At 71.1% G+C, this 17,533-nt stretch carries 16 protein-coding genes; 10 read left to right on the top strand and 6 right to left on the bottom strand.

Going from position 1 to position 17,533, the window contains the following annotated elements; translation table 11 throughout:
- Nucleotides 1-15: 15 nt before the first annotated feature.
- The gene (locus JOF36_RS37170; RefSeq protein ID WP_210036918.1) at nucleotides 16-597 is read right to left on the bottom strand and encodes an SGNH/GDSL hydrolase family protein; all 582 of its coding nucleotides are present in this window, start codon (nucleotides 595-597) and stop codon (nucleotides 16-18) included.
- Nucleotides 597-1,802, bottom strand: a complete 1,206-nt coding sequence (locus tag JOF36_RS37165; RefSeq protein WP_210036917.1) for an FAD-dependent oxidoreductase — start codon at nucleotides 1,800-1,802, stop codon at nucleotides 597-599. The genes JOF36_RS37170 and JOF36_RS37165 overlap by 1 nt, the downstream gene beginning before the upstream one ends.
- A gap of 286 nt (nucleotides 1,803-2,088) precedes the next feature.
- On the opposite strand from JOF36_RS37165, the gene JOF36_RS37160 reads away from it, so the two are divergent.
- Nucleotides 2,089-2,625, top strand: a complete 537-nt coding sequence (locus tag JOF36_RS37160; RefSeq protein WP_210036916.1) for a DUF4442 domain-containing protein — start codon at nucleotides 2,089-2,091, stop codon at nucleotides 2,623-2,625.
- Between the two features lie 125 nt (nucleotides 2,626-2,750).
- Here JOF36_RS37160 and JOF36_RS37155 read toward each other — a convergent pair whose 3' ends face one another.
- From JOF36_RS37155 to JOF36_RS37145, 3 genes are all read right to left on the bottom strand, one after another.
- A complete protein-coding gene (locus tag JOF36_RS37155) occupies nucleotides 2,751-4,361 on the bottom strand; it encodes an AMP-dependent synthetase/ligase (protein WP_210036915.1) in 1,611 nt (536 codons plus the stop codon).
- Between the two features lie 31 nt (nucleotides 4,362-4,392).
- On the bottom strand, nucleotides 4,393-5,250 hold the full coding sequence (locus JOF36_RS37150) for an MBL fold metallo-hydrolase (protein ID WP_210036914.1): 858 nt from the start codon (nucleotides 5,248-5,250) through the stop codon (nucleotides 4,393-4,395).
- Nucleotides 5,251-5,393: 143 nt separating this feature from the next.
- Nucleotides 5,394-6,314 (bottom strand): LysR family transcriptional regulator, encoded by a 921-nt coding sequence (locus JOF36_RS37145; protein ID WP_210036913.1) that lies wholly within the window; start codon nucleotides 6,312-6,314, stop codon nucleotides 5,394-5,396.
- 209 nt (nucleotides 6,315-6,523) lie between these two features.
- Between JOF36_RS37145 and JOF36_RS37140 the strand changes: the two genes are divergently transcribed.
- The 6 genes from JOF36_RS37140 to JOF36_RS37115 all read left to right on the top strand — a co-directional run bounded on the left by JOF36_RS37140 (nucleotide 6,524) and on the right by JOF36_RS37115 (nucleotide 12,794).
- A complete protein-coding gene (locus tag JOF36_RS37140) occupies nucleotides 6,524-7,411 on the top strand; it encodes a PDR/VanB family oxidoreductase (RefSeq protein WP_210036912.1) in 888 nt (295 codons plus the stop codon).
- Nucleotides 7,412-7,634: 223 nt separating this feature from the next.
- On the top strand, nucleotides 7,635-8,732 hold the full coding sequence (locus JOF36_RS37135; protein WP_210036911.1) for an ABC transporter ATP-binding protein: 1,098 nt from the start codon (nucleotides 7,635-7,637) through the stop codon (nucleotides 8,730-8,732).
- 22 nt (nucleotides 8,733-8,754) lie between these two features.
- On the top strand, nucleotides 8,755-10,122 hold the full coding sequence (locus tag JOF36_RS37130; RefSeq protein ID WP_210036910.1) for an ABC transporter substrate-binding protein: 1,368 nt from the start codon (nucleotides 8,755-8,757) through the stop codon (nucleotides 10,120-10,122).
- Nucleotides 10,119-10,937, top strand: a complete 819-nt coding sequence (locus tag JOF36_RS37125) for a metallophosphoesterase family protein (protein ID WP_307862814.1) — start codon at nucleotides 10,119-10,121, stop codon at nucleotides 10,935-10,937. Before JOF36_RS37130 ends, JOF36_RS37125 begins: the two co-directional genes overlap by 4 nt.
- Nucleotides 10,934-11,926: a carbohydrate ABC transporter permease gene (locus JOF36_RS41270; RefSeq protein ID WP_307862813.1), complete on the top strand. Its 993-nt coding sequence runs from the start codon at nucleotides 10,934-10,936 to the stop codon at nucleotides 11,924-11,926. Before JOF36_RS37125 ends, JOF36_RS41270 begins: the two co-directional genes overlap by 4 nt.
- The gene (locus JOF36_RS37115; protein ID WP_210036909.1) at nucleotides 11,916-12,794 is read left to right on the top strand and encodes a carbohydrate ABC transporter permease; all 879 of its coding nucleotides are present in this window, start codon (nucleotides 11,916-11,918) and stop codon (nucleotides 12,792-12,794) included. Before JOF36_RS41270 ends, JOF36_RS37115 begins: the two co-directional genes overlap by 11 nt.
- A gap of 39 nt (nucleotides 12,795-12,833) precedes the next feature.
- Here JOF36_RS37115 and JOF36_RS37110 read toward each other — a convergent pair whose 3' ends face one another.
- Nucleotides 12,834-14,036 carry a cytochrome P450 gene (locus tag JOF36_RS37110; protein ID WP_210036908.1) on the bottom strand — a complete coding sequence of 401 codons (1,203 nt, stop codon included), beginning with the start codon at nucleotides 14,034-14,036 and terminating at the stop codon, nucleotides 12,834-12,836.
- Nucleotides 14,037-14,199: 163 nt separating this feature from the next.
- Between JOF36_RS37110 and JOF36_RS37105 the strand changes: the two genes are divergently transcribed.
- The 3 genes from JOF36_RS37105 to JOF36_RS37095 are packed head-to-tail and all read left to right on the top strand — an operon-like array spanning nucleotide 14,200 to nucleotide 17,531.
- On the top strand, nucleotides 14,200-14,631 hold the full coding sequence (locus tag JOF36_RS37105; RefSeq protein ID WP_210036907.1) for an acyl-CoA thioesterase: 432 nt from the start codon (nucleotides 14,200-14,202) through the stop codon (nucleotides 14,629-14,631).
- Nucleotides 14,632-15,915, top strand: coding sequence for an FAD-dependent oxidoreductase (locus JOF36_RS37100; RefSeq protein WP_210036906.1), 1,284 nt, complete (start codon nucleotides 14,632-14,634; stop codon nucleotides 15,913-15,915). It abuts the gene before it with no gap.
- Nucleotides 15,912-17,531, top strand: coding sequence for an AMP-binding protein (locus tag JOF36_RS37095; RefSeq protein WP_210036905.1), 1,620 nt, complete (start codon nucleotides 15,912-15,914; stop codon nucleotides 17,529-17,531). Before JOF36_RS37100 ends, JOF36_RS37095 begins: the two co-directional genes overlap by 4 nt.
- The last annotated feature ends 2 nt before the right edge of the window (nucleotides 17,532-17,533 follow it).

Raw genomic sequence — 17,533 nt, 5'->3', positions numbered from 1 at the left:
TGTAGGCAAATAGGCTCAGGCGAGCAGTGCGGCGATCTCGTCGGCGATGGTGCGGTGTCCCAGCGCGGACGGGTGGATACCGTCCGGGTACCACATGTCCGGGTCCGCGCAGAGCGCCGCGGTGGACAGCTCGTACCGCAGGACGCCGCGCTCGGCGCAGAGCCCGGCCAGGAACGCATTGGCCTCGGCGAAACGGACCTGCAGGGCGCTGCGCTGCTCCTCGGCAAGACCGGGCAGCTTACCGGGGATGTCGGGATAGTCATGGGTGAAGACCCGCCGCCCCGCAGCGGCAACGGCGTCGAAGACGGTCCTCAGGTTGCGCCGGAACCCGTCGGGGTCGTAGGCGCGGACCAGGTCGTTACCGCCGACCGCGATCCCCAACAGCGGGGTATCCACATCGGCGATCTTATCCAGCTGTTGATCCACGACGTCCTGCGTGGTGGCGCCGTACGCACCGAGGTTGAGAACGTCCGCAGCGGGGATCGCGAGCCGGTGCGCGACCCGGGGCACCCAGCCGACGAACCCGCCCGCGGGATCGGGGTCGCCGCGACCCTCGGCGAAGCTGTCACCGATCACGACCATCCGGTAGCCGCTCATCAGGCGGCCGCCATGATCGTGCCGATGTTGGCGGGGGCAAAGAAGTCCTCGCCGCTGATCCCGCCGCCGACCATGGACAGGAACTGGCGGGTGGCCGGATCGTTACCGCTGACCGCGCGGAACAGGCCCTGCAACTCCGGCGTGAGAGCGAGGTCGGAGATCATCGTGGTGAACCGGTAGGCGCCCTGGGTCTCGGCGTCGCGGGTCATCGTGTACTCGGTCAACGCATCGCCCATGGGGCGCCCGGCCAACCCCTGCGCGATCTTCTCGGCGAGCAGCTCGGCGTGGGTGAAGGCGTCGGACATGCCCTTGCCCGTGAACGGGTCCTTGTGGTAGCCGGCGTCCCCGACCAGCGCCCAGCCCGGTCCGGCGGAGACGCGATAGTAGTTGTCCGGGTAGCGGATGCCGATGAAGCGCTCGACCTGCTCGCCGGCGCGGACCTGCTCGGCGAGATCCGGGACGACCTGCTCGCACACCTCGTGGAAGTTGCGCTCCACGTCCCGGCGGAACTCCGGATACCGGTCACGGGTGCGCATCACAGCGACCATGGTGCGGTCGTCGTTGGTGGGCCAGAGCCCGACCTGCTGCTGGTTCAGCCCGATCCGGCTGTGGAAGCCGGTGTCCGGGACACCGGTCCAGTAGCTGTAGTAGATGAAGCAGGATGGCTCGACGACGTCGTAGGTCCCCGCACCGACGGCCTCGGCGACCCGGGACCTGGCCCCGTCGGCGCCGATGACCACCCGGGCGCGCTCCTCGACCAGCTCGCCGTCCGCGCTTTGCAGCCGGACGCCGCGCACGACGCCGTCCTCGACGATCAGATCCCGCAACGCGACGCCGAGGCGGACCTCGGCGCCCGCGGCCTCGGCCGCGCGCAGCAGCACCGGATCAAGCGCGGTACGCCGCGGCGCGAGCGTCGCAGTGATCCCGTCGATCGGGTCGGCGAACCCGCAGATCACCGCATCGTCGTAGGAGATCGTCATGGACGTGATCGGAGGGGCGCCGGTGGCGCGCACCTCATCGAGCAAACCCCATGCCTGCAGCCGGGCCAGGCCGTACTGCTGCAGGTAGTGGGTCGAGACGGTGTCAGCGGGCAACGCGGTCCGGTCGACGACCAGCACCCGGTGTCCGCGCCGGGCCAGCAACATGGCAACCGGTGAGCCGGCGCAGCGTGCGCCGACCACGATCGCGTCGTAGGGCTCGTTCATAGCTCTTCGTCAGCTCCCCGAAGGTGACGGCCGATCCCGGTGCAGGTAGGTCACCGTCGCCGTCGACGGGGCAGGAACGGCACAGGCTCTCAGGCGGTACGAGAAATGTGTCTACGGGCGCGCAGAATAGAAGTCAACGCGTCCTCGCGAACGATGCGGGCACACTATCGCGTCATGCACGACCCCGATCAACCAGGCAATTCGCCGTTCGGATCCCGTGTATTCGTCGCCATTCAGGACTGCGTTGTTCACCCGACGGTCACTCGCATCGGTGGTAATGGTCGGCATGGCATTCACGACCAATCCACTGGCCGCAGTCGTCGCCGCCGAGTCAGCGCGGCTCACCGAGACCGGCGCCGCCACCATCGACCTCGAGCAGCTGCGCAAGGTCGTCGACACCATGGTCCCGTTCAACAACCACGTCGGTGTGCGGGTGACCGGGCTGAGCGCCGAGCACGGACAGGCCGAGCTGCCGGTCCGTGGCGAGTTGGAGAACCACTTCGGCACCGTGCACGCGGGCGCGCTGTTCCTCGCCGCAGAGGTCGCGGGCGCCGCCGCGTTCTCCGGGGCCATGGCCCCGCGGATCCTGCAGCTGCAAGGGTTCGTGCTGCGCTCGTCGAAGATCGCGTTCCTCAAGCCGGGTAAGGGTCACCTCCGCGCCCGCGCCACGATCGACAAGACCGCCACCGATGCCGTCCTGGCCCGCAGCAACGCGGAGCGTTTCGAACTCAGCGGCGTCGCGGTCCTGCACGACGACGCCGACGTCCTGATCGCCCGCGTCGACCTCGACTACGTGGCATGGATGGGCGACGCAGCGGCCTAGCAGCTCGTCGCAGCCTCCTGCTCAGGACGGGGCGAGCGCGCGGGCGCGCGGCCCCACATGCTGAACAGCAGCCGCAGGAGCTCATCCGCGTCCACCGCGCCGTTCCGCGCGGTGGACGCGGCCGGTCACGTATAGAGAGACTCGATCTCGGCCGCGTAGCGCTCGGCGATCACGGCGCGGCGCAGCTTGAGACTCGGGGTCAAGGTGCCATCGGCCGCGGACAACGTGCCGTCCACGACCGTGAAACGGCGGATGGACTCCGCACGCGAGACCAGGGTGTTGGCATCGTCGACCGCGCCCCGGACGTCAGCGTCGGCGTCGGGGTCGGCGTCGGGGTCGAGGAAGATCAGGGCCGTCACGTACGGTCGGCCCTCCCCCACGACGACGGCATGTGCGATCCCGGAGTGCAACCGGATGCGGTCCTCGAGTGGTTCCGGTGCGACGTTCTTGCCGCCGCTGGTCACGATGGTCTCCTTGCGGCGGCCGGTGATCGTGAGGAACCCCTCTCGGTCGAGGCCGCCGAGGTCGCCGGTGCGCAGCCAGGGCCCGGGCCCGCCGGACTGTGCCGAGCCGGCAAGCGGCCAGTAACCGGGCGAGACCTGCTCCCCGCGGACCAGGATCTCGCCGTCCTCGGCGATCATGATCTCGCCGCCGGGCAGCGCACGACCGACCCGGCCGGGCCTGACCGCGCCCGGCGCGCTCATGCTGACCACCGTCGTGGTCTCGGTCAGCCCGTAGGCGCCGAGCACCTGCACCCCGAGCGCGGCAGTGAACGCGGCGGTGGTCGGGTCGAGCGAGGCGCCACCGCAGATCACGTGGTCGAGTCGGCCGCCGAGGGTGGCCCGCAGCGCGTCCGCGACCGGCCCGGACCACCGGGCACCGGCCGCGACGGCCTCGGCTTCGAGCTGCGGGGTCAGGCCGCCCACCCGCGCCCCCTTGCGCAGCTTCTCCAACGCATAGGGCACCAGGACCAGGAAGGACGGCCGGAACCGCGCCAGCTCGCTGGTCAGCTCGGCGGCCGAGGCGAGCAGCCCCGTCCGCACTCCTGCCCAGAGACAGCCCAACGCGCTGACCCGCCCGAACACATGCGAGAGCGGGAGGAACAGCAGCGTGGACGCGTCGTCGGTGGCGAACAGCTCAGGCAGGTAGGCGACCACGTTCCCGGCCGCGGCGAACAGATTGCGGTGGGTCAGCACGCAGCCCTTGGGCGCCCCGGTGGTGCCGCTGGTGTAGACGATGGTGGCGATGTCCTCGGCGGCGATCGCGCCCGGATCGGGCGTGGGTCCGTTCGCCCCCGCCGCGGCGAGCCGAGTCAGTGCCTGGTCGAACGGCTCGCCGCCGGACAGTGTCACCTGCGCCGGAGTCTGGGCGAACACCCGCGTCGCGCCGGAGTCGGCGAGTACGTGCTCGACCTGGACCCGCGAAGCGGTCGGGTAGATCGGCACGGTGACCGCACCGGCAAGCAGCACAGCGAGGTCGAGCACGACCCACTCCGGCGTGTTGGCGCCGAACAGTGCGACCCGCTCGCCGGTCACGAGCCCATCGACCTGCAGACCCGCGGCCACCGCGCGGACGAGCGCGGCGACCTCGCGGGCCGACAGATCGTGCCAGATTCGGTCGCGCATCGAACAGAGAACGGGCCGCTCGCCTGTGGCGTCGAGCCCGTGCAGGACCTCGGCGGCGATGCCGCCGGCCCGGGGCAGCTGGACAAGCGGCGGGTTGAAAACGGTGGTCACGGGTGGCCTCCCAACTACAGAGGCCTGGGCGTCAGCCGCGGGTGACCGGCGCCGGTGCCGGACAGGTGTCGACGCGCAGGCCCGGCTCGGCGATGCGGATCGGGCCCGGGAAGGCGGTGGCCGCGTCGTCGCGGCGGGCCGCCAGCCAGGCAGGGTCGGAGGAGATGAAATGAGTGAGCACGAGCTCGCCGACTCCGGCCTCGGCCGCGGCCCGCCCGGCGTCGGCACCGGACAGGTGGCCGTGGGGCCCGGTGTCGGTCTCGGCCAGAGTGGCCTCGGCGAGCAGCAGATCGACCCCGTCGGCGAGCGGGAGCAGCCCGGGCGTGACCCCGGTGTCGCCGGTGTAGGCCAGCGACGAGCGCGCGGTGTCGACGCGGATCCCGCAGTTGGCGGCGACGTGGCGCAGCGGGTGCAGCGAGACCCGGGCATCGCCGATCTCGATCTCGTCGTCCGCCGCGTACTCGACCACGTCGAAGGCCAGGTCGAAGACCCGGTCCAGCAGCGGCATCGTGGTGACCGGGAACAGTGAGGCGAGTCGGTCGAGCACCGCGCGCCCGCCGTGCGGCACATACAGTGGCAGGCGCGGTCCGCTCAGGTCGAGATGTCGGGCGGCGGAGACGGGGTCACCCGCGCGGTCGCCGATGGCCTCGCGCAGGCGCCGGTAGAGCAGTGCCTTCCCCAGCGGCAGCAGGTCGTAGCAGTGGTCGGAGTGCAGGTGGCTGATCACGACCGCGTCCAAGACCGGATCGTCGGTGGACAGGGCGGTGGCGACACCGGGACCGCAGTCCACCAGCATCCGAGTCCGCTCGTCGGACTCCACCAGGTAGCCGGAGCTGGCCTGTCCCTCGGCCGGCATCCCCGACCGGCATCCGAGCACCGTGAGTCGCACGGGCACCTCCCCCACTGCGCAGATCTCGTAGCGGCGACCGATCATCGGCCGTCGCCGCCACCGTGACCGACCGGGGTGACCCCGGCAAGCAGCGACTGCCGAACGGCCGATGCGCCGCGCCTATCGCCGCTGCTGGGGCTCGATCACCGCTGCGAAGGTGTGCGCGGCCAGGTGAACGTGAACGGGCCCGCGGTCTTCAGAGCGCCGAGCATCGCCTCCACCAGAGGCGTGCGGTCGGCCGACCGCCACACCACATGCACGCCCAGGGTCGGGGCCGGCGCGGTCAGCTGCACCGCGACCAGACCCTGGGCAGGCGCACGGGCCGCCCGTGAGGCCGAGGAGAATCCGATCACCTGCCGTGCGGCGACCAGCACACCGGTCGCGACCGGGTCGTCGACCTCGGCGGTGACGGTCAGCTTGATATCCGCCCGGTCGGCGGCGCCCATGATCGCGTCGTACATGGCGGGGCTCTGTTCACGGCGAAACAGCAAGCACGGCTGGCGGTCGAGCATGCGCATCGGCATCGACTCGCGACCGGCCCAGGGATGCCGCTCCCCCACCACCGCCACGATCGGCACAGTCATCAGCTCGGTCGACGACAGGTGCGGGCTGACCGGGCGGCCGTAGACGAACGCGACATCCAGCTCCCCGGAGAGCACGCCGTCGAGCTGCGGGCCGGTCCGGCGTTCCCACAGCTGGGTCTGCACCCGCGGATGCTCGGAGTTCAACGCCGCCAACGCCGCGGGCAACACATCCTGGCCCGCGGGGAAGTTGAAGCCGATATTGAGCGTGCCCGCCCGCCCGGATGCCACTGCCCGGGCCGCGGCGATCGCCCGATCCAGCTGCTCGAGGAGCTTGCGGGCTTCGTCGCGGAACGCCGCGCCCGCCGGGGTCAGCCGCACCTCGTGCGAACTGCGCTGCACCAGCTCCACCCCGACATCACGTTCGAGGCGCTGCAGCTGCTGGGACACCGACGGCTGCGCGACGTGCAGGCGCTGGGCCGCGCGCCCGAAATGCAGCTCCTCGGCGATCGCCAGGAAGGAACGTAGATACCGGATCTCCATGAGTCTCCTCCCGACGGTGCGAAGCGCACGCTAGGCCGCCCCGGTCGGCGCCGGACGACGAGCAGACGAACGTTGCGTGACCGCCGGTGTGCCCCTCGGGTGCTTGCCCAGCTCAGCGCCCCATAAGCCGGTCATGCCGAACCGATCACACGATCGGCGTTCCCATTCGCCAGGTTCACCGGCCTCGGGCGGGCCTAGCGTCGCGCCCCGTGCTGTGTGAGATCTCCTCCCGCCGGACGGTCGCCGACGACGTCGTGGAGCTCGAGCTGTCCAGCCCCGACCTACCCACTTGGACCCCCGGCGCACACGTCGAGCTGCACCTGGCCCCCGGGCTCGTGCGGCAGTACTCGCTGTGCGGCCGGAGTCGCGACGACTCCGTCTACCGGATCGCCGTGCTGCGCGAGCCCGCAGGCCGCGGCGGCTCGGCGTTCGTCCACGACCACCTCGGCGTGGGCGACCGAATAGAGATCAGCGAACCCCGCAACCACTTCCCGCTGGCGCCCGCTGCGCGCTACCTGTTCGTCGCAGGCGGGATCGGCATCACCCCCATCCTGCCGATGATTGCCGCCGCCGACGCGGCCGGAGCCCCGTGGCGGCTGCTCTACGGCGGTCGATCCCGGGCGTCAATGGCCTACCTCGAACGCGTGGAGCCCGACCCGCGGGTGACGGTCCAGGCGGGCGGCCTACTCGACCTGCGCGCCGCCGTCGCCGACGCCCCGGGGGCCGCGATCTACGGGTGTGGGCCCGCCCCGATGCTCGATGCCCTGCTCGCCGCCTGCCCGACCGCTCATGTCGAGCGCTTCACTCCGGTCGAACTCGACCTCCCGCAGCGGCCGTTCGAGGCGGTGCTGGCCCGCAGCGGGGTCACCGTGCAGGTGCCCGCAGGGGCCAGCCTGCTCGCCGCCGCCGAGGCGGCGGGGATCGACGTGCTGCAGTCCTGTCTCGCAGGTACCTGCGGTACCTGCGAGACAGCAGTACTGGACGGCGAGCCCGAGCATCGCGACTCCCTGCTCGACGCCGTCGACCGCGAGGCGGGCGAGGTGATGATGATCTGCGTCTCCCGTGCTCGCGGGGCCCGGCTCGTGGTCGACCTGTAGTTCCGATCGATCCGCCACGATCCCCGATCGTCGCTGCTCAGGGCCGCTGCCGACGGTCACGGGCCGGCCGCGGAAGCGCCCGCACCGCCCAGCCGACGCCCACCGTTCACCCCCGGGCCATCCCGTACTGCTGACATCCGCGCAACCGCCGCGGCGATCCGGCCACTGCGACCCGAGCACACCCGACCCGAGCACGCCGACCCGACCCCAGAAGGAGACTCCGGTGAGCCGTATCCAGATCGAGGGCCTGACCCGCCGCTTCGGCGACGTGGCTGCGGTCGACGGGATCTCGCTCGACGTGGCCGACGGCGAATTCCTGGTTCTGCTCGGCCCGTCCGGCTGCGGGAAGTCCACTCTCCTGCGCATGATCGCCGGGCTGACCGCCCCGAGCGGCGGCCGCATCCTGCTCGACGACCGTGACATCACCGCCGCTGCCCCCCGCGAGCGGAACCTGGCGATGGTCTTTCAGAGCTACGCGCTCTACCCGCACCTGACCGTCGCGAAGAACATCGGCTTCCCGCTGCGCACCCGCCGCCGCAAGGACGCCGACGCGAAGATCGCCGAGGTCGCCGCCGTGCTCGGGCTCGAGCAGTTGCTCGACCGCCGCCCGCGGGCGCTGTCGGGCGGCCAACGCCAGCGCGTCGCGCTCGGTCGGGCGCTGGTGCGCGACCCGGGCGCGTTCCTGCTCGACGAACCACTGTCCAACCTCGACGCCACACTGCGTACCGCGACCCGCGGCGAGTTGAGCGACCTGCACCGGCGGCTGGGTTCCACGTTCGTCTACGTCACCCACGACCAGATCGAAGCAATGACCATGGCGACCCGGATCGCGGTGCTCAACGGTGGGCGCCTCGAACAGGTCGGCACACCCGAGCAGGTCTACGACGCCCCGGCCTCGACCTTCGTCGCCGGGTTCATCGGCTCCCCCGCGATCGGATTGCTCGCAGCGCAGCTGCGCAGCGCCGATGGCGAGCTGCGCGCCCAGGGCGACGGCATCGACATCCCGCTCGGGGTCCTAGGCGACTCCGGCGGCCGCGATGTCCTCGTCGGGGTCCGGCCCGAGCACCTGCGGGTCGGCGCCGGTGACACGCAGCTGCGCGGCACGGTCCGCCACGTCGAGAACCTCGGCGGCGAGGAGGTCGCCCACGTCGAGATCGGCGCGGGCCGGGTCGCGGTTCGCGGGCCCCGCCCACTCTGCCTGGCCGTCGGCGACCACATCACGCTCACCTGCGAGCCCGACCGCGTCCACCTGTTCTCCGCCACCAGTGGCCGTCGCCTGGTGCGCACCCCCGATCCCGACCGCGCCACCGTCGCGGTCTGACACCCCGCTACAGGAGGAACCCGTGCGTACCCCCCGTCTGATCGCGACCGCGGTCGCCGCGGCCACACTGCTCGCAGGCTGTGGTGTCGGCGGCTCGGTCGGCACCGCCGCCGACACCGTCGAACGTGCCCCCGAGCTGGCCCCCGACCAGCAGGTGTCGATCACCTTCGAGTCCTACAACTTCGGCCAGGCCGGGCCCTGGACCGACACCTTCAACGGCCTGCTCGCACGGTTCCACGCCGAGCACCCGAACATCACCGTGACCGCGCAGAAACCGCAGGGCACCAGCTCGAACCCGGCCGCGGACGCCGTGTCGAGCGTGCAGACCCAGGCCGCGACCGGCAATGCCCCCGACGTGGCCCAGATCGGGTTCTCCGACATGGGCTTCGTCGTCGACCAGGTCGGCGCCAAACCCCTCGACGACCTCGTCGGCGCCGAGGCACTCAGCCAGGCACTCGGCGGACCGAATCCCTACGCCCCCGCCGCCGCGTCCCTGGGGGAGCACAACGCCAAGACCTACGGGATGCCGTTCGTGCTGTCCACACCGGTGCTCTACTACAACGCCTCGCTGTTCACCGCCGCCGGACTCGACCCGGCACGACCGCCCGCCACCTGGACCGAGGTCGCCGAGGCCGCAACACAGATCAAGGCCACCACCGGCAAGGAGGGCGCCTACGCCGACTGCGTGACCACACAAGCCAAGGACTGGTGCCTGCAGAGCATCATCCGCTCCAACGGCGGCCGGGTGCTCTCCGAAGACCGCACCACCCTGCAGTACGCCGAACCGGCCTCCGTGCAGGCCGTGTCCATGCTCGCCGACATGGTCGAGAGCGGGGCCAGCCCGAAGTTCAGCCAGCAGCAGGCCGTCGAGACCTTCGCCCGCGGCGAGCTCGCCATGATCCTCGAGTCGTCCTCCCTGCAGGGCACCTTCGGCAAGGGCGCCAAGGGCGCAGGCTGGGAACTGCACGGTGCACCCACACCGTCCTTCGGTGACACCCCGGCGGTCCCGACGAACTCCGGCGCCGCACTGTATGTGCTCTCGGACGACCCCGCCGAGCAGCGTGCGGCGTGGGAACTGATCACCTTTCTGACCAGCGACGAGGCCTTCACCCAGATCGCGCAGAACATCGGCTACCTGCCGCTGCGCACCGGCCTGATGGACTCCACGCTCAAGGACTGGGCCGCCGCCAACCCGACGACCGGCACGAACATCGAGCAGCTCCACCGCATGGAGCCGTGGATCTCCTTCCCCGGCACCGACTACCTGCAGATCCGCGACGGGATGATGGACGCCGTCGAGCAGGTCGTCCTCCAGGGCGCCGACCCGCAGGCCACCCTGACCGAGGCGCAGCAGCGCGGACAGGCGCTCATCCCCACCGGGACACCGTGACACCGCGCACAGCGGTATCCGGTGCGCGGGCCTACCTGGCCATCGTCTCGGACACCCACCTGGGCGCCGATCCGGCATCGGCCGACACACTGCGCCGCGCACTGACCCGCATCGGTGCCGGAACACGCCCCGACGCCCTGCTGCTGCCCGGTGACCTGGCCGGCGCCGGCGAACCGGACGCCTACGCCACCCTGAGTGCGCTGCTGGACGGCGACATTGCGGGCCTCGCCGGTGTCCCGATCGTTCCGCTGATGGGCAACCACGACGCCCTCGGCCCCTTCACCGACGCGTTCGGCACACCCGATCGCGTCGTGTGGGTGGGCGGCGCCCGGATCATCGCCCTGGACAGCACCATCCCCGGCCACCACCACGGCCGCATCGAGCCCGCGCAACTGGAGTGGCTCGGCGCCGAGCTCACCACCCCGGCACCGGAGGGAACCGTGCTCGTGCTGCACCATCCGCCGCTGCGCTCCCCGGTGAGCTCGGTGGACCTGCTGCGGTTGCGCGAGCCCGAGAAGCTCGCCGGAGTGCTGGCCGGATCCGACGTCCGGATGATCGTCTGCGGGCACGCCCACCACGCCGGCGCCGGAGCCCTCGCCGGGATCCCGGTGTGGGTGGCGCCCGCGCTGATCTACCAGGTCGACGCCGTCGCGCCGGCCGGGCGGCTACGCGGTGTCTCCGGGGCGGCGATCAGCCGGGTCGACCTGTTCGCCGACACCGCGGTCGCCACCGCGGTGCCACTCGGCGGCGCGTCGGTCTACGACGTCGATGCCGCCGAGCGAATCGCGTGGATGACCGAACGGATCCCGTCGTGACAACGGTGCTCGAGACCGCCCCCGGCGGGCCCGGCGGGAACGGGCCCGCCCGGTTCGTCGAGGTCGCGGCCCCACCACGGCTCGACGCGCCGGCCGCGGTCCGGGTCCCGCCGGCGAAACGGATCGCCCGAGCGGTGCCGCCGTACCTGTTCCTGCTCCCCGGCCTCGCGCTGCTCGTCATCTGGATCTACCGGCCGCTGGTCACCACCGTGCAGCTGTCGTTCTTCTCCTGGAACCTGCTGCCCACCAGCCCGGCCGAGTTCGTCGGCTTCGCCAACTACGAGCGGCTCTTCGACCTGCCGGACTTCCCGGACGCGCTCGGTCGCACCGCCGTACTCATCCTGGGGCTGCTGCCGTTCACCCTCGTCGTCCCCACCATCGTCGGCCTGCTCGCCCGGCAGGTACACGGCAGGGCCGCGACGGTCTACCAGGCGCTGGTCTTCGCACCAATGCTCGTCGCGCCGGTCGCGGGGGCCGCAGTGTGGCAGTGGATGCTCGACCCGCGCGGCGGGCTGGTCAACCAACTCCTCGGCACCACCACCAACTGGCTACAGGAACCCGGACCCGCCCAGATCGCCATCATCGTGATCACCGGCTGGCACGTCCTCGGCTTCGCCACCCTCGTCGTCGCCGCCGGACTGGCCGGCATCGACTCCGAGTACTCCGCCGCCGCGTCACTCGACGGCGCCACCCGCTGGCAGACCACCCGCTGGATCACCCTGCCGCTGCTGTCCCCGACCCTGTCCTTCCTGCTGCTCATGACCTTGCTGCTCGCCGCCCAGTGGAGTTTCCCCCTGGTCAACACCCTCACCCACGGTGGACCCTCCGGCGCCACCACCAACGTCTACTACCTGCTCTGGGACTACGCCTTCGGGTCCTTCGACGCCGGACTCGGCGCCGCCGCAGGCATGATCTTCTTCCTCGGGTTCGGACTGATCGCCCTGCTCCTGGTCCGCCTCACCGAACGGCTGACCTTCCATGACTCCTGAACTGCTCACCGAGGTCCCCACCCCCGCGCACGCCCCCTCGCACGCGCCGACCGTCCTGCGGGAATCCCGGCTCCGCGCCGTCCTCGGCCACACGGTGCTCGCCCTGCTCGGCCTGGCCTGCATCGTGCCGATCTACTGGCTCTACGCCACCTCACTTCGCGCACCCGAGGACGTCTACTCCCTCAACCCCTTCCCCTGGCCGCTGTCCGGGGCGAACTACGCCCAGGCCTGGGGCGCAGTCGACATGCCGCGCCTGCTGGTCAACACCTTCGTGATGGCCGCAATGATCGCCCTGGGCCAACTTCTCACCGGGCTACTGGCCGGCTACGCCTTCGCGGCCTGGCGCTTCCGCTTCCAGAACGCCCTCTACCTGGTCTTCGTCGCCACCTGGTTGGTGCCGTTCCAGGTCACGATGCTGCCCAACTACGTCCTGCTCAACCAGCTGAGCGCGCTCAACACCATCGCCGGGGTGATCATCCCGAACCTGTGCTCCGCCCTCGCGGTGATCATGCTCCGCTCCCACGTCCGATCGGTCCCCCACGAGCTACTCGAGGCCGCCCGGATGGACGGCCGCAACGCCTGGTCGACGCTCTGGACCGTCGTCGTGCCCAACCTCGGCCCCGCGCTGGCCGCCCTCGGCGTGCTGCTGTTCGTCAACGCCTGGAACGAGTACTTCTGGCCCGCCCTCGTCCTGCAACGCAGCAACGCCGTCCTCCAGCTCGGACTGCGCAGCTTCATGGGCACCGAGGGCAACGACTGGGGCCCGCTGATGGCGACCGCCGGACTGGCCTGCCTACCTGTTCTGATGCTCTATCTCCTCCTGCAGCGCAGAATCGTGGACGGATTCGTCAGATCCGGATTGAAATGACACGGGGGAGGGCGGTCGCGGCCGCCCTCCCCGGCGCGTTCACGCCATCCGCATCGGCAATTCCTTGAGGCCACGGATGAGCAGGTTCGGTCGATAGACCGGGTCGCCGGCAAGCTCGAGAGTCTGCACCCGGCGGGCGAGCATGGCGAACAGGATCTCGCCCTCCAACCGGGCCAGGGCCGCGCCCATGCAGTAGTGAATGCCCAACGCGAAACCGAGATGTCGCGCGGTGGCGGCCGAACCCGCGTAGCGGGTGACATCGAAGGCATCAGGGTTGTCGAACGCGCGCGGGTCACGATTCGCCGAGCCGACGAGCACACAGACGTTGTGCCCCTCGGCGAAAGTCCGTCCGCCCACCACCAGGTCCCGCTTGGCGGTCCGCGTCGTCATGTGCACCGGAGAGTCGAACCGCAGGATTTCGTCGACCGCGGGGCCGGCCAGCGACGGGTCCTCCCGGAGCAGGGCGAGCTGGTCGGGATTGCGGACGAAGGCGAGCAGGCCGTTACCGACCATGTTCACCGTGGTCTCGTGACCCGCGATGAGCATCGTCACACACGTCGCGAGCATCTCGTCCTCGGTGAGCACATCCCCGGAGTCATAGACCTGGATCAGTCCACTGACCAGGTCGTTCTTCGGCCGCTCCCGACGCTCGGCGATCAGCTCACGAAAGTGCTGCAGGATCTCGCGCGACGCCTGGTCGCGCGCGATGCACTCCTGGGGGGAGAGCACGAAGTCCGGATCGAAGCCGCGGGCAAGATGCGGGCCGACCCGGTGCACCAGCTCGGTGTCCTCCACCCCGAGCAGCTCGCAGATGACAATGAGCGGCAGCGGGTAGGCGATCGCCTCGATGGCCTCGATCGTGCCGCCCTGCAGTGCCGCGTCGAGCAGCTCGGTCACCAGCGCAGTGATCCGCGGGCGCAGATCTGTCACGCTCGTGGGAGTGAACGCCTTGCTCACCAGCCGGCGCAATCGAGTGTGGTCCGGCGGGTCCATCCACAAGAACGAGGTCGGCAGGTCGACCTTGGCCGCCTCGGGATGGAAGAGCTCGGCCTCGTCCTGGTGGCTCCACAACGTCTCGGACAGGATCTGGGTGCACTCGGAGTGGCGGGTCACAAACTCCACCCCGAAACCGCTGTCGAGAAACGGCGTCGCCTCCCGCACGAGCGCGTAGCGAGAGTAGGGGTCAGGTCGGTGTTCGGGGGCGAAGGCGTCGAACACGGGCGGGAACAGTTCGGTCGTCATCCTTCAAGCCCACCCGGGAACATCGTCTCGGAACTGTCGGCGAAGTAGCCGGGAGACGACAAGATGCCGCCGTTCATCCAACCTCGATCAGCATTACTGATGGCACGATTCTGGCACCGTCGACGCGTTGACCACGCCTCGAGGAATTGGTGCGCTGAGGCTCATGAGCGCCCCCACCACGCACCTCACTGAGCTGACCGTGCGCGGCTACGAGATCGACGCCCTCGGCCACGTCCGGCACACCGTCTACCTCGACTACGCCGAGCACGCCCGGTGGGAGAGCCTGCGAGCCGCTGGGCTGTCCGCGCAGACCCTGCTCACCGACGGAGTCATGCCGATCATGCTGGAGACGACGATCTCCTACCGCCGCGAGCTGCGCTATGACGACCAGGTCACCGTCGGCTGCGAGTTCGAGTGGGGCCACGGCAAGACCGCACGAATCACCCAGCCGCTGACCCGGCTCGAGGACGGCACGGTGGCCGCCGAGGTCCGCAGCGTCTCCGGGCTGCTCAACCTCGCCACGCGCAAGCTGGTCGCCGACCCGCTCGACCGGCTACGAACGCTGGCGACCGTCCCCGAGATCCTGGGGCTCTAGATGCGCTCGATCGTGATCGGCGGCGGTGTAGCCGGGCTGCTGGCTGCGCGCGTGCTCGCCGAGCGCGGGCCGGTGACCGTCGTCGAGCGCGACACCGGCTCCGGCGCCCGCCGCGGCGTCCCGCAGGGCCGGCACCTGCACGGGCTGCTCGACCGAGGCCGCCGGATCGTGGAAGAGTTGCATCCCGGCTTCACCGACGACCTCGTCGCCGCCGGCGCGCTCACCGCCGAACCCCTCGTAGACACCCGCTGGTACATGCACGGCAGGCGACTGCATCCGACCGACACCGGTCTGCGATCGGTGCTCGCCTCCCGGCCGCTGATCGAGGACGTGCTGCGCCACCGGACCCTCGCCGAGATTGTGTGCGCGACGGCGGTGAGCCTGGAACTCGACGCCGGCCACGTCCGGGCCGTCGGGCTCGCCGACGGCACGGTCCTGCCCGCCGACCTCGTCGTGGACGCCTCCGGTCGGGCCTCCCGGCTGCCGGATTGGCTGACCGAAGTGGGACTGGGCCGCCCGCGCGAGCACCGAGTCGATGTCGACCTCGGCTACGCGACCCGGCTCTACCGCAGACACCCCGGCGATCTCGGCGGCGACCGCAACGCGCTGGTCTCGACCGTGCCGCGCTCGCGCGGTGGCGGGGCGATGGCCGTCGAAGGCGACCGCTGGCTGGTCACCCTGGCCGGGCTGCTTAGTGATCACCCGCCGGTCGACGACGCCGGGTTCCGAGCGTTCGCCGCCTCCCTACCCACCGGGCCAATAGGTGACCTCGTGGCGCACGCCGAGCCCCTCGACGACCCGGTCCCCTACCGGTTCCGTGGCTCCCGGCACCGCCGCTACGACCTGCAACGCTGCCTGCCGGAAGGACTCGCGGTGATCGGGGACGCCGTGTGCAGCCTCAACCCGCTCTACGCCCAGGGCATGACGCTCGCCGCGCAGCAGGCCACCGCCCTGCGCAGCTGGGACGGGCACCGGGCCCGCGACCTGCACCGCGCGATCGGCCGGCTGTGCCGCGCGGCCTGGCAGATCGCGACGCGCGCCGACCTCGCCCTGCCCGAGGTGCCGGGTACCCGCCCGCTGCCCGCCCGGATACTCGACTCCTACGTGACCCGGGTCCAGCGGGTCGGGCACTGCGATCCCGTGGTCGCGCGGGCCCTGATCCGCGTCGCGAACCTGGCCGACCCCGCGTCCGCGTTGCTCGCCCCGTCACTGCTGGCTCGGGTGCTGCGCCCCGGCGCCGACCGGGCAATCCACCACGAGCAGCGAACATGGATGGCGACATGAGCGCAGAGCCCGCCCTCGGTCGCGTCGCACCCCGCAGCGAACCGACCCTGCACGAGCGGCTCGACGCCGTCGCCGCCGACAGCCCGGACCAGGTCATCCGCTTCCACTCCGACAGATCAGTGCTGACCTACGCCGAGCTCGTCGCCTCCTCGAAACGGATGGCCGCGCGCCTGCACGCCGCCCCCGGGGACGCGATCGGGATCCTCGCGCCCAACGGCCCCGAGTTCCTGCAGACCGTCTTCGCCGCCTCCCGCCTCGGCGCGGCCGTCTGCCCGCTACCCCTGCCCGCAGGCCTGCGTGATCTCGCCGAGTACGGCGCCCGGACCGCCCGGATCGTCGCCGCGGCAGCCATGTCGCACCTCGTCGTGTCGAACAGCGTCACCCGGATGCTCGGCGCCCGCGCAGCGCAGTTCGGTGCGGGCACGCTCCACGACTCCACCACGCTCACCACGCCCGGACCCGAGCTGCCCCCACGCACCGTCGACCCGGCCACCCCCGCCGTGCTCCAGTTCACCTCCGGCAGCACCGCAGCACCAAAGGGCGTGGTGCTCACCCACACCAACATCCTGGCCTGCGCAGAGTCGATCACCGAGGCCATCGCCATCGGCCCGGGGGACGCGCACGCGTCCTGGCTGCCGCTGTTCCACGACATGGGCCTGTTCGGCACCCTGACCGGGATCTTCACCGGCATCCCGATCAACCTGTGGAACCCCACCGCGTTCGTGAAGGACCCCGGCCGGTGGCTGGCCGAGTTCGCCGCCACCCGCTCGACCATCTCGACCATGCCGAACTTCGCGTTCGACGCGCTCCTCGACACCCCGCAACAGGACCTCGACCTCGCCGCCTGGCGGGTCTGCTTCAACGGCGCGGAAATCATCCGCCCGGAGTCGATCGCGGCGTTCGCCACGCGGTTCGAACACGCGGGCTTCCGCGCCGAGGCCATGACCCCCGGCTACGGCATGGCCGAAGCCACGCTCGTCGCGACCCTGCCGCCGCTCGGGCGCGCGCCCATCATCGACTGCATCGACCGAGAAGCCCTCGCCGGCGCGACGGTGGTCGCGCCCCGAGCCTCCGGCACAGCGAAGGAGATCGTGGGATTGGGCCGGCCCGTACCCGGCATGGCGATTCGGATCGCCGGTGGCGCGCCGGAGGGGACCGTCGGCGAGATCGAGCTCCGCGGCGCGGCCGTGACCAGCGGCTACCTCGACGGCTCCCGCCCATTCACCGAGGACGGCTGGCTACGCACCGGCGACCTGGGCTACCTGCGGGCCGGCGAGCTGTTCTTCGTCGGCCGCACCAAGGAGATGATCACAGTCCGCGGGGTCAACATCTACCCCGCAGACGTCGAGGCCGAGGCCGCCGCGATCGACGGCGTCCGCCGCGGGCGGTGCGTTGCCCTCGCCGTCCTCGAACCCTGCGAGCACATCGCGATCGTCGTCGAAACGGCCGCGCCCGAGGCGGAGCACGAGGCCCTGCGCCACGCAATCTCCGCGCGCATACGCCGCGCGCTGGACCTGTCGGCGCTGACGGTCCACCTCACCGCACCCGACTCCCTGCCCCGCACCACCAGCGGCAAGCTGCGCCGACTGGCCACAGCCGCGCTCCTCGAGAGGTGATC

This window comes from Pseudonocardia parietis (assembly GCF_017876315.1).
Classification (GTDB): domain Bacteria; phylum Actinomycetota; class Actinomycetes; order Mycobacteriales; family Pseudonocardiaceae; genus Pseudonocardia; species Pseudonocardia parietis.
Note: the sequence above shows the minus strand (reverse complement) of the source record. Positions and strands in the feature narration are given on the sequence as shown.

Coding starts and splice junctions, on each gene's coding strand:
- JOF36_RS37170 (WP_210036918.1), bottom strand. CDS start 597: ATGAGCGGCTACCGGATGGTCGTGATCGGTGACAGCTTCGCCGAGGGT.
- JOF36_RS37165 (WP_210036917.1), bottom strand. CDS start 1,802: ATGAACGAGCCCTACGACGCGATCGTGGTCGGCGCACGCTGCGCCGGC.
- JOF36_RS37160 (WP_210036916.1), top strand. CDS start 2,089: ATGGCATTCACGACCAATCCACTGGCCGCAGTCGTCGCCGCCGAGTCA.
- JOF36_RS37145 (WP_210036913.1), bottom strand. CDS start 6,314: ATGGAGATCCGGTATCTACGTTCCTTCCTGGCGATCGCCGAGGAGCTG.
- JOF36_RS37115 (WP_210036909.1), top strand. CDS start 11,916: ATGACTCCTGAACTGCTCACCGAGGTCCCCACCCCCGCGCACGCCCCC.
- JOF36_RS37110 (WP_210036908.1), bottom strand. CDS start 14,036: ATGACGACCGAACTGTTCCCGCCCGTGTTCGACGCCTTCGCCCCCGAA.
- JOF36_RS37105 (WP_210036907.1), top strand. CDS start 14,200: ATGAGCGCCCCCACCACGCACCTCACTGAGCTGACCGTGCGCGGCTAC.
- JOF36_RS37100 (WP_210036906.1), top strand. CDS start 14,632: ATGCGCTCGATCGTGATCGGCGGCGGTGTAGCCGGGCTGCTGGCTGCG.
- JOF36_RS37095 (WP_210036905.1), top strand. CDS start 15,912: ATGAGCGCAGAGCCCGCCCTCGGTCGCGTCGCACCCCGCAGCGAACCG.